An 11296-nucleotide genomic window follows, 5' to 3' on the forward strand; every position below is an offset into this window, starting at 1 on the left:
CGCCGGCCGTAGATCAGGCGGCGCGCGCTCACTCTTCCGAAAGGTACGCGGCCCCGCCCAGCTGCCGTGCCTGGCGCTGGATCCAGGCGGCGCGCCGCTGCACGTACGGCCCTGGCTTTGCGGCGTTGTAGCGCCGCGGTGCCGGCAGCACCGCCGCCAACCGCGCGCTATCGGCCGGGCTCAACCTGGCCGCGTCCTTGCCCCAGAACTTCTGCGCCGCCGCCTGAGCTCCGTACACGCCATCACCGAACTCGGCGATGTTGGCGTACATCTCCAGGATGCGCTCCTTTGGCCACAGCGCTTCGATCAGCACGGTGTACCAGACCTCCAGCCCCTTGCGGATCCAGCTGCGGCCCTGCCAGAGGAACAGGTTCTTGGCCACCTGCTGGCTGATCGTGCTGGCGCCACGCAGTCGCCCGCCCTTGGCATTGTGGTCGCGGGCCTTCTCGATGGCCTGCAGGTCGAAGCCGTTGTGGTCGGGGAAACGCTGGTCCTCGGCGGCCACCAGCGAAATCGGCAGGCTCGGCGCCATCTGGTCAAGGTCGCGCCACTGGTAATGCAGGCGATAGGACCAATCGGCCTCGCCCAGCGCCTCGCCATAGCGCCACAGCATCACCATGGACACGGGCGGGTCGATGAACCGCAGCACCAGGACCTGCAGGCAGCTGAAAGCAGCCAGCAGCACCGGCAGCCACAGCAGCCGTTTCCAGCGCCAGCGCCTGCGGCGTGGGCCTTCTACGACAGCTTCCACCTTGTGCTGCTCTCCCCCTGCCCCCATTACTGGTGCATCCTTCTTCTATCTGGTTGTCGGCGCATTATCCGGCAACTGCCCCCGTTTACGCGCGATGTGAGCCGATGACCGCCAACTCCGATTCCCTGATCCGCTTCCTGCTCCCCGACGCCGGCGTCCGCGGCGTCCACGTGCACCTGCAGGCCACCTGGCAGGAAATCCTGTCCCACGCCGAGTACCCGGATACCGCCGCCGAACTGCTCGGCGAGGCCTGCGTGGCCTCGGCGCTGTTCACCGGCCATACCAAGATCGATGGACGCCTGTCGATCCAGCTGCGCAGCAGCACTGCCCTGCGCACCCTGTTCGCCGAATGCACCGCCGCCGGCACCCTGCGCGGCATCGCCCAGCTCAGCGAAGGCGGCGACGCGCCGCGAGACCTGTCCAGCCTGGGCGATGACGCGATCCTCGCCATCACCATCGAGAACCCCGGCCTGGACCCGCGTGAACCCCAGCGCTACCAGAGCCTGGTCGGACTGACCGCGCCGGAACTGGACGAGGCCTTCGAGGACTACTTCCGCCAGTCCGAGCAGCTGCCGACCCGCCTGCTGCTGGCGGCCGACCGCAATGGTGCCGCCGGCCTGCTGCTGCAGAAGCTGCCGGGCGACGAGGGCGACGAGGACGGCTGGGCGCGCGCCAGCGCCCTGTTCGAGACCCTGGGCAAGGCTGAACTGCTGGCCACCCCGGCCGAGCAGCTGCTGCACCGCCTGTTCCACGAGGAGAAGCCGGCGCTGATGGGCGAAAAGCCGCTGTCCTTTGCCTGCTCCTGTTCCCGCGAGCGGGTGGCGGCAATGCTGCAGTCGCTGGGTGAGGAAGAGGCCCGTGCAGCGGCTGCAGACACCGGCGCCGTCGAGGTCCGTTGCGAATTCTGCGGGCGTGAGTATCACTTTCCATTGACGGAGTTCGGCATACTGTTCCACGGCGCCCAGGGGGCTGTACCGGCGCCTGAACGGCTTCAATGAACGGCAGTCTTGTATCTGGGGAGGATCAAGGCTTGTTAAGAATTCATAAACACCCTAGGATCAAGTTCCCGTCCCCACGGGAACTTCCGTTGTCCGTCCCTGTCTGAACTGGTCCGATGCGTACCTTCCTGCGTCTACCGCTGGCCATGATGATCGCCCTTGGCGCGATCACGGGCGTGCATGCGCAGAGCAAGGACACCCGCACCGTGCTGCCGGTATGGAACAAGGGCAGCGGCAAGGTCGAGGCCCTGCTGTACCTGGAGCCGACCGGTGAACAGGCGGCCGGGGCGCGTTGGCATTTCGGCCGCAACTCGCTGGATGCGGCCTTTGGCCTGTCCTCCGGCGATTCGCTGGGCCTGCTCTGCAGCAGCAGCGGGACCAACATGAGCGGCCTGGCCAGCCACTGCATGCTGGCCAGCCTCGGCGACGAGGACGACCTCAACAGCCGGCGTTTCACCGGCACCGCCGCATTGAACCGTGGCAGCAGCCGCCTCGGCATCACCGCCGGCACCGGCCGTGAAACCCTGCCGGCATGGCTGGCAGGCCCGAACAAGACCCCTTCGCTGCGCGCCGAGCAGAATGACCTGACCGTGTTCGCGCAGAAGAACATCGGCCGCGAAGGCTTCGTGTCCATCGCCGGCACCTACGCCAAGGCCCGCCTGGTGCCGCTGGCCGACGCCTCGCCGGCCATTGCCGACCGCTGGGACAGCAAGAGCCTGAGCATCGGCGCCGGCTACGGCAATTTCACCGGCAGCATCATCGGCCGCGTCATCGACGTGCCCGGCAAGCCCGGCAAGTGGGAAGGCCTGGGTATCGGCCTGACCTGGCGCACGCCATGGTCCGGCCAGCTCACCGTGGGCGCCGAGAACGTGATCAGCCGCGGCAAGAATCCGTTCTCGCCACGCAACGAAAGCAACGACGACGGCACCGTGCCGTACGTGCGCTACGAGCAGGACCTGTAAGCTCCCTGCCGCCTCACCGCGACGTTTCCGCGCGCGCTCCCTTCGCCCATCCCCGTAATGACACCTCGCCGCCACCACGCGGCGATGCGCAAGCGCCTGTGCGCGGCCTGGTCCAGCACGGCTGCGCAAAGGCCTGCGCCATCAAGCCTGGCTGCCCCATGAAAAAAGCCACGCCCCTTTCGGGGCGTGGCCATGTCACACGTACATATTACGCCGCGATCAGAAGCGCTGGGTGTACTTCATGTACAGGAAGCGACCGATGTCGAAGCCACCGTAGTAGGAGACGTTCGCGCTCGGCTGGCTGTACATGGTCGGGCCCACGCGGCCGAACACGTTGTTGGCACCCACGGCCACGGTCGCATTCCACGGTGCGTTCCAGCGCAGCTGGACGTCGTTGAACACGGTCGCGCCACGCTGGTTGGTCGCGCTGCCCACCGCCACGCCCTGGTTGTTCGGCGAAGCGTAGTTCGGCAGGTTGCACTCTTCCGGGAACGTCACGGCGCTCAGGCACGATTCCTTCATGCCGGAGAAGTAACGGACGGTCCAGCTGGCGCCGAAGTCACCCATCTCCCAACCCAGGTTCAGGTTCGAACGCACGCGGAAGGCGCCGCCCGCCCAGCCCACGCCGGTGCGGGGATTCGGGTGGGTGACCGGGTTCTTGGTGGTGACCAGGTCATCACGCGAGGTGTAGGTGCTGGTCCACTGCGCGCTGAAGTTGCCGAAACGATCGGTCGGCAGGCGGTAGCTGACATCCAGGTCGAAGCCTTCCACCTCGCGGTAACCGGCGTTGATGCCGGTGCGCTTGAGGTTGTTGACGATGCCGGTCACCGGGTCACGCGTGAACGCCGAGCAGCGTGCCGCGATGTCGTTGATGTAGCAGTCGTTGAGGATCAGGTTGGCCGTGTCCGAGATGATGGTGTTCTCGACGCGGATTTCCCACCAGTCCAGCGACATGTTGAAGTTCTGGATGAAACCCGGGCTCCAGACGAAGCCCAGGGTCTTGGACGTCGAGGTTTCCGGGGTCAGCTGGTCGTTGGAGCCGGAGACGAAGGCCAGCGGGGTCTGCGACGATGCAGCGGTGGTCGGGGTGAAGCCCTGCTGCTGCTGGCGGAAGTTGGCTGCATTTACGCCGGCCGGCAGTGCGGCGGCGCAACGGGCACGCACCGCAGGATTGGTGCGCGCCGCACCGTAGACCGAATCGCACGGATCGGTGAAGAAGTCGAACGACTGCGAACCGCCGCTGTACAGGTCGGCGATGGTCGGGGCACGGAAGCCTTCCGCCCAGGTACCGCGGATGAGCAGCGAGTCGATCGGCTTCCACTTGAAGCCGAACTTGCTGTTCAGCGTGGTGCCGAAGGTGTCGTAGTCCGAATGGCGGGTGGCCGCGTTGAGGCTCAGCTCGCGGGCGCCCGGCAGGTCGGCCAGGATCGGCACGTTGAACTCGGCATAGACTTCGTCAACCTTGTAGCCACCACCGGTGGGGAAGTTGGCCAGGCCGGAGGTGTTGCCCGACTGCACCAGCGCGTCCGGGCTGAAGCTGCCGGTTTCCTTGCGGTGCTCGACACCCACGGCGAAGCCCAGGTCGCCGGCAGGCAGGGTGAACAGGCTGCCGGCTAGGTTGGCGGTGATGACCTTGGTGGTGGTCTCGGCGGTGGAGTGCGCGGACGGGAACAGCAGGTTCTGCAGGGCGGTGTTGCCGGTCAATGCGCCGTTGGCGCCGTTGCTCTGGATGCCGGCGTGCAGGAACGGGTTGTACGGCACGCACTGGTTCAGCCCGATCGGGTTGGCCACGGTACCGCACTGCGCCACGCCGCTGCTGTTGATGAAGGACGGACCCACCGCCGCACGCAGCGCGGTCAGGTTGAGGTCGCCGATGCTGGTCTGGACCAGCTTGTTGTTGTTGTACAGGTAGCCGACATCCCAGTCGAACAGGCGGTCGGAGAACTCGAAGCTGCCTTCCAGGCCGCCGCTGAAGCGGAAGGTGGTCAGCTCGGCGCGGGTGTTGCGCGGCACTTCCGAAGTACGACGCCACCAGTTGGCGATGTCAGCACCCAGCGGATTGAACGCACTGCTGGCCGAAATCGGCGAACCGAAGGCCAGTGCGCCGTACGGGTAGCCGGCGATCTGGCGGTTCGAATCGCGGAAGCTGTACAGCATGTTGGTGCGCAGGCGCACGTTGTCGGTCAGGTCGTAGATGCCATCGACGAACACTGCACGGCGTTCCTGCGGGGTACGCAGGTCGGTCTGCAGGTTGGTGTTGGTCTTGTCCTTGGTGGAGAAGCTGTTGACGTTCTGCGCGACGTAGTCGGCCTTGTTGTTCGCGTTGCCACCCTCACGCAGGATCACGCGCACTTCGCGGTTCGGGTTGGATGCGCTGGCGGCCGGATAGGTGACGCCCGGCAGGCCATCGGCCGGACGGCTGACGAAACCGCCGAACTCACCGACGGTGGTCCAACCGAAGTCCGGGTGGTTGGAGCTGCGCGGGAACGCACCGTACGGACGATCGGCCGCCCGCACCTTGTCTTCCTTGGCGTACTCGGCACCGATGGTCAGCGAACCGCGCTCACCCTTCACGCCCATGGTGAAGTCCATGGTGCGGGTGGCACCGTCGCCTTCACTGTACTGGCCGTAGTAGACGCTGCCGGTGGCGCCTTCGAAGTTGGTACGGGTGATGATGTTGATGACGCCGGCGATGGCATCGGAACCGTAGATCGACGAAGCGCCGTCCTTCAGCACTTCGATGCGCTCGATGGCCGAGACCGGCACGGTCGAGATGTCCTGCAGGCCACCGGTGGTGATGCCCAGGCGCTTGCCGTTGAGCAGCACCAGGGTGCGGGTGGCGCCCAGGTCACGCAGGCTGATGTAGGTGCCGCCGACGGCTTCGCCCGAGGACAGCGGCTGGGCACGGCTGATCGGCGGCGTACCCACGGCGCTGATGTTCTGCAGGATGTCAGCGACCGACGAGAAGCCCTGCTTCTCGATGTCAGCGCGGTTGAGGGTCAGGACCGGCTGGGCGGTTTCGACGTCGACGGTACGGATGCGCGAACCGGTGACTTCGATGCGGTCCAGGTTGGTGGCGGTCTGGGCAGACGCCACCCCGGTACCGGCAACGGATGCGGCGCTGGCGGCCAGCGCAACGCACACTGCATCGCGCAGCTTGTTGCTGTTCAACTTCATGGGCTCTCTCTCCATGGATCTTGGGTTGTGTGCTGAGTCCAACCGACGTGCCCCAAAAGGGAGGCACAAAAAACGGCTGGTGACCCGATAGTAGCCACACTTGATCTGGAATTAAAGAGTCGTTAAGAAAATGCCCAAATCGCGTGAAACCAGCCTCACCACGACATACGTTGGCGCATTGAGGTCGCCTGCAAGGCGCATTCGGCACTTGCAGGGCGCCATTCTCCCATTCAGCTGGGAATGAGCGTCTCGATCAGATGCTCGACATAGGCCTCGAAATCCTCGCGGGCCTGCTTGGGTTGCTGCAGCTGCAGCGACAGCTGCAGGAAGCCGACGTAGGCGGCATAGGCCAGGCGCGCGCGATGCCGTGCATCGGTGGAGCTGAGCCCGGCCTGGCGGAACGAAGCAACCAAATAGTCGAGCCGGCGCTGCGAAACGCGGTCGATCACCGGGCGCACCATCGGGTGGTCCAGCGCCTTCAGCAGTTCGCTGTAGATGATGTGCGGCTGCACTTCGTGCGCGACCATCTGGAACAGCTGGCGCAGGCGCACGCGCGGATCCGGCACGTCCTCCAGGCTGCCGAACACCTGTTCCTGTTCGAACAGTTCCCAGCGTTCCAGCGCCGCCTGCAGCAGTGCATCACGCGAGGGGAAGTGCCAGTAGAAACTGCCCTTGGTCACACCCAGGCGCCGCGCCAACGGTTCCACCGCGACGGCCCCCACACCTTGTTCAGCAATCAGATCGAGAGCGGCCTGGGCCCAGTCTTCGGCACTCAGGCGGCTGTTGCGGCCGGCGCGCGGTTCGCCGGCGGAAGCGTCAGGTTGATTCATGGGCTGATTTAACCATACGCCGGGGTTCGTTGCAGTACGCGGTTGCGGCCGAAACCGTCGCGACGCCCGCCTGGGCACCTGCCGCAGCGCACCATACCGTGCAGTATTGACTTCCCTCGCAAGCGATCCATACTAGCAAGTATGGTTACGTCCCCTACTCCCGCTGCGTTCCATGATCTTCGCCTGGAGGCCGCCCATGGCGCACGCCTGGCCGCAACCGCCAGCGACCACGGCCGCCGTGGCCGCGTGTTGTTCGCGCATGGCTTCGGCCAGACCCGGCACGCATGGAACGCCACCGCGCGGGCCCTGTCTGCGGCGGGGCTGCAGACGCTGGCCTACGACGCCCGTGGCCACGGCGATTCGGACTGGAATTCTGCCGAACTGCCCTATCACGGCGAGCAGTTCGCTGATGACCTGATCGTGCTGGCCGGGGAACAGCCACGCCCGCCGGTGCTGGTCGCAGCCTCGATGGGCGGCCTGTTCGGCCTGCTGGCCGAATCGCGCTGGCCGGGCCTGTTCTCGGCGATGGTGCTGGTGGACATCACCCCGCGTTGGGATACCGCCGGTGTTGAACGCATCCTGGCCTTCATGACCGCCCATCCCGACGGCTTTGCCTCGCTCACCCAGGCCGCCGACGTGATCTCGGCCTACATGCCGCACCGTCCGCGCAAATCCGAGCAGTCGCTGCGCGCACTGCTGCGCGAGGACGGCCACGGCCGCTGGCGTTGGCACTGGGACCCGCGCCTGGTGGCCGAACTGGCCCGCGACAGCGAGCAGCACCAGGATGCGCTGGCCGAGGCCGCACGCCAGGTGAAGTGCCCGCTGCTGCTGGTCAGCGGCGGCCGAAGCGACCTGGTCACGCCACAGACCGTGGCCGAATTCCTGGCGTTGGCGCCGCACGCGCGTCATGTACAGCTGCCGCAGGCCACGCACATGGTCGCCGGCGATGACAACGACGCCTTTACCGCTACTGTGTTGGACTATCTGGACGTGTTGCCCGCAGCGGATGCTGCAGCTTCGTCCGCCACAAACGAGCACGTCACCGGAGCACGCTCATGAGCATCGTTCTTCCCTTCCTCGCCCTGCTGCTGGCAGGCGCGTTCGTCGCCTACCACCGCATGCGGCTGGTTACCTGGACGCTGATCAGCGTGGCCCTGCTGGTCGCCTGCTGGTTCATTCCCTACGTCAACCAGACCGCCACGATCGTGGCTGCCGCCGTATTGGCCGTCATCGCCGTGCCGCTGCTGCTGCCGTTCATCCGCAAGCCGCTGCTGACCGGCCCGATGATGAAGGTGTTCCGCAAGGTGCTGCCGCCGCTGTCGCAGACCGAGCGCATCGCGCTGGAAACCGGCTCGGTTGGCTTCGAGGGCGAACTGTTCACCGGTGATCCGGACTGGAACATCCTGCTCAATTACCCCAAGCCGCAGCTGACCGCCGAGGAACAGGCCTTCCTCGATGGCCCGGTCGAAGAGCTGTGCACGATGGTCAACGACTGGGAAATCACCCACGTCCACGCTGACCTGCCGCCGGAGCTGTGGGCCTTCATCAAGAAGAACAAGTTCTTCGGCATGATCATCCCGAAGGAATATGGCGGCCTGGGCTTCTCTGCGCTGGCCCACCACAAGGTGATCCAGAAGCTGGCCTCGGTGTCCTCGGTGGTCAGCTCCACCGTCGGTGTGCCCAACTCGCTGGGCCCGGGTGAACTGCTGGTGCATTACGGCACCCAGGAACAGAAGGACCAGTACCTGCCACGCCTGGCCGATGGCCGCGAAGTGCCCTGCTTCGGCCTGACCGGTCCGTTCGCCGGCTCCGACGCCACCTCGATTCCGGACTACGGCATCGTCTGCAGGGGCGAGTGGAACGGCGAGCAGGTGCTCGGCGTCAAGCTGACCTTCGACAAGCGTTACATCACCCTGGCCCCGGTCGCTTCGCTGATCGGCCTGGCCTTCCGCATGTACGACCCGGATGGCCTGATCGGCGACACCCGCGACATCGGCATCACCCTGGGCCTGCTGCCGCGCGACACCGCCGGCGTTGAAATCGGCCGTCGCCACTTCCCGCTGAACTCGACGTTCCAGAACGGCCCGATCCGCGGCAAGGACGTGTTCATTCCGCTGACCCAGCTGATCGGTGGCGCGGCCATGGCCGGCAAGGGCTGGAACATGCTCAACGAGTGCCTGGCCGTGGGCCGTTCGATCACCCTGCCGTCCACCGCCAGCGGCGGTGCCAAGGCCGGTGCCGCCGTGACCGGCGCCTATGCACGCATCCGCAAGCAGTTCGGTCTGTCGGTCGGCCGCTTCGAAGGCGTGGAAGAAGCGCTGGCCCGCATCGGCGGCAAGGCGTACAAGATCAGCGCGCTGTCGCAGGCCACCGCTGCTGCAGTCGACCGTGGTGACGTGCCGTCGGTACCGTCGGCGATCGCCAAGTACCACTGCACCACGATGAGCCGCGAAGTGATCTCGGACATGATGGACGTGATCGGCGGCAAGGGCATCATCCTGGGGCCGCGCAACTTCGCCGGCCGCAGCTGGCAGGCCGCGCCGATCGCGATCACCGTGGAAGGCGCCAACATCATGACCCGCAGCCTGCTGATCTTCGGCCAGGGTGCGATCCTCTGCCACCCGTGGGTACTGAAGGAAATGAAGGCCGCGCAGGATCCGGATACCCGTGCCGGCCTGCAGGACTTCGACCGCAGCCTGTTCGGCCACATCCGCTTCGGCATCTCCAATGCCGTGCGCTCGTTCTGGTTCGGCCTGACCGGGGCACGCTTCGGTGCCGCCCCGGGTGACGCCTACACCCGCCGCTACTTCCGCAAGCTGGACCGTTACTCGGCCAACCTGGCGCTGATGGCCGACATCTCGATGATGACCCTCGGCGGCAAGCTGAAGTTCAAGGAATCGCTGTCCGGCCGCCTGGGCGACGTGCTGAGCCACGTCTACATGACCAGCGCCATGCTCAAGCGCTACCACGACGAGGGCGCACCGCAGGCCGACCAGCCGCTGCTGGCCTGGGCCTTCCATGACAGCGTGCACAAGATCGAGGAATCGCTGTCGGCGGCCCTGCGCAACTTCCCGATCCGTCCGATCGGCTGGCTGATGTGGGCGCTGATCTTCCCGCTGGGCCGTCGTGCCGAGGCCCCGGGCGACCGCCTGAGCCGCCGCGTCGCCGCCCTGCTGATGGCGCCGAACGAAGCCCGCGACCGCTTGGCCAGTGGCGTGTTCCTGACCCCGTGCGAGAACAACCCGGGTGGCCGCATCAACAGCTACCTGAGCAAGGCGATCATGGCCGAGCCGGTGGAGCGCAAGTTCCTGAAGGCGCTGAAGAGCAAGGGCATCGAGGCGCTGGACTTCAAGAGCCAGCTGGACGAAGCCGTGGCCGAGGGCGTGATCACCCAGGACGAGCGCAGCCTGCTGGAAGAGCTGCGCACGCTGACTCTGGATACGATCACCGTGGACGACTTCGACACCCACGAACTGCGCGCGGCCAGCTACTACGACCGCCAGCACAAGGATCCGCATTCGCAGGCCGCCTGATCGCCCGCGATACGCGTTGCCTTCGACGGCGGGCCTCGGCCCGCCGTCGCTCTATCCGACGACCGGAACACCGACCATGTCCACGCCTCTGCTCTCGCTCTACCACCGGCTGCAACGCTGGCCTGCCGGCACCTGGCTGTTCTCGCGCGCGGTCTGCTTCAAGGCGCCCTACTTCGCCAGCATCGCGCCGCGCATCACCCGCCTGGAACACGGCCGCTGCGAAGGCACGCTGGCCGACCGCCGCAGGGTGCGCAACCACATCGGCACGGTGCACGCGATCGCGATGTGCAACCTGGCCGAACTGACCGCCGGGCTGATGGTCGACGCCTCGCTGCCGAAGGGCATGCGCTGGATTCCGAAGGGGATGCAGGTGCAGTACCTGGCCAAGGCACGGGGCACGCTGCAGGCGGTGGCATTGCCGGCCCAGCCGATCGTGGCCGCTGCCGAGGGCTATGCACTGCCGGTGACGGTGAGTGTGCGCGACCGCGCGGGGACGGAGGTGTTCAGCGCGGTCATCGACATGTGGATGTCGCCGGCGAAGTAGTGTTCCGGCGAACGGCGCAGCCCCTCGTGGGTGGACGGTTGATCGCGGAAAGCTTTGGTTTGGCTGGGGGCGGTGAGTTCGCGGGGGACGCCGTGAACCCGTCCTTGGGGGCTTGGCCGCGGCATCCATGCCGCGGACACCCCCGCGAACTCACCGCCCCCAGCCTCTGACAGATTTCTGCGGCGTCCACCAACGCAAGAGAAAAATAAGAACAAAAGCAAAAGCGGCCCACTGGCCGCTTTTTTCATGCGCGCAGAACCCACGAGCGCAGCGACCCGCTGTTGCTCTTGATCTTCTTTTTCTTCTCCGTGGGCTGGCCGCACACGGAACCTGTCCGGGGTCGGGCGGATGGGCTGGGCAGGGGTGTCCGCGGCATGGATGCCGCGGCCAAGCCCCCAGGGTGAAGTGACCCCCGGGAGTTGGACGTCAGATCCAACCCCGAGGGATACATGAACAGATACGACGCACGTTTCAAACTGCAGGTCGCCAAAGAGGCCTGCA

The 11296-nt window shown here is 66.2% G+C and carries 8 protein-coding genes; 5 read left to right on the top strand and 3 right to left on the bottom strand.

Annotated elements, in window-relative coordinates:
• Positions 1-28: 28 nt before the first annotated feature.
• A complete protein-coding gene (mtgA, locus tag AC5P67_RS20020) occupies positions 29-778 on the bottom strand; it encodes a monofunctional biosynthetic peptidoglycan transglycosylase (RefSeq protein WP_005410686.1) in 750 nt (249 codons plus the stop codon).
• A gap of 77 nt (positions 779-855) precedes the next feature.
• Between mtgA and hslO the strand changes: the two genes are divergently transcribed.
• On the top strand, positions 856-1749 hold the full coding sequence (gene hslO, locus AC5P67_RS20025) for an Hsp33 family molecular chaperone HslO (RefSeq protein WP_005410687.1): 894 nt from the start codon (positions 856-858) through the stop codon (positions 1747-1749).
• A 149-nt stretch (positions 1750-1898) separates the two neighbouring features.
• Positions 1899-2711 (top strand): XOO1806 family protein, encoded by an 813-nt coding sequence (locus AC5P67_RS20030; RefSeq protein WP_495215149.1) that lies wholly within the window; start codon positions 1899-1901, stop codon positions 2709-2711.
• Between the two features lie 219 nt (positions 2712-2930).
• Here the strand turns inward: AC5P67_RS20030 and AC5P67_RS20035 are convergent, their stop codons facing one another.
• Together AC5P67_RS20035 and AC5P67_RS20040 are read right to left on the bottom strand one after the other, a co-directional pair.
• Positions 2931-5888 (bottom strand): TonB-dependent receptor domain-containing protein, encoded by a 2958-nt coding sequence (locus tag AC5P67_RS20035; RefSeq protein WP_495215147.1) that lies wholly within the window; start codon positions 5886-5888, stop codon positions 2931-2933.
• Positions 5889-6118: 230 nt separating this feature from the next.
• A complete protein-coding gene (locus AC5P67_RS20040) occupies positions 6119-6718 on the bottom strand; it encodes a TetR/AcrR family transcriptional regulator (protein ID WP_005410690.1) in 600 nt (199 codons plus the stop codon).
• A 141-nt stretch (positions 6719-6859) separates the two neighbouring features.
• Between AC5P67_RS20040 and AC5P67_RS20045 the strand changes: the two genes are divergently transcribed.
• The 3 genes from AC5P67_RS20045 to AC5P67_RS20055 all read left to right on the top strand — a co-directional run bounded on the left by AC5P67_RS20045 (position 6860) and on the right by AC5P67_RS20055 (position 10795).
• Positions 6860-7777 (top strand): alpha/beta fold hydrolase, encoded by a 918-nt coding sequence (locus AC5P67_RS20045; RefSeq protein ID WP_005410691.1) that lies wholly within the window; start codon positions 6860-6862, stop codon positions 7775-7777.
• Positions 7774-10251: an acyl-CoA dehydrogenase gene (locus AC5P67_RS20050; protein ID WP_005410692.1), complete on the top strand. Its 2478-nt coding sequence runs from the start codon at positions 7774-7776 to the stop codon at positions 10249-10251. Before AC5P67_RS20045 ends, AC5P67_RS20050 begins: the two co-directional genes overlap by 4 nt.
• A gap of 76 nt (positions 10252-10327) precedes the next feature.
• Positions 10328-10795 (top strand): hotdog fold domain-containing protein, encoded by a 468-nt coding sequence (locus tag AC5P67_RS20055; RefSeq protein ID WP_005414241.1) that lies wholly within the window; start codon positions 10328-10330, stop codon positions 10793-10795.
• Positions 10796-11296: the final 501 nt, after the last annotated feature.

It is taken from the genome of Stenotrophomonas sp. YJH_SMC_21 (assembly GCF_059369555.1).

Excerpts from the sequence above, each read along its gene's own strand:
- AC5P67_RS20055 (WP_005414241.1), top strand. The coding sequence starts at position 10,328 with ATGTCCACGCCTCTGCTCTCGCTCTACCACCGGCTGCAACGCTGGCCT.
- AC5P67_RS20035 (WP_495215147.1), bottom strand. The coding sequence starts at position 5,888 with ATGAAGTTGAACAGCAACAAGCTGCGCGATGCAGTGTGCGTTGCGCTG.
- mtgA (WP_005410686.1), bottom strand. The coding sequence starts at position 778 with ATGGGGGCAGGGGGAGAGCAGCACAAGGTGGAAGCTGTCGTAGAAGGC.
- hslO (WP_005410687.1), top strand. The coding sequence starts at position 856 with ATGACCGCCAACTCCGATTCCCTGATCCGCTTCCTGCTCCCCGACGCC.
- AC5P67_RS20050 (WP_005410692.1), top strand. The coding sequence starts at position 7,774 with ATGAGCATCGTTCTTCCCTTCCTCGCCCTGCTGCTGGCAGGCGCGTTC.
- AC5P67_RS20040 (WP_005410690.1), bottom strand. The coding sequence starts at position 6,718 with ATGAATCAACCTGACGCTTCCGCCGGCGAACCGCGCGCCGGCCGCAAC.
- AC5P67_RS20030 (WP_495215149.1), top strand. The coding sequence starts at position 1,899 with ATGATCGCCCTTGGCGCGATCACGGGCGTGCATGCGCAGAGCAAGGAC.
- AC5P67_RS20045 (WP_005410691.1), top strand. The coding sequence starts at position 6,860 with ATGGTTACGTCCCCTACTCCCGCTGCGTTCCATGATCTTCGCCTGGAG.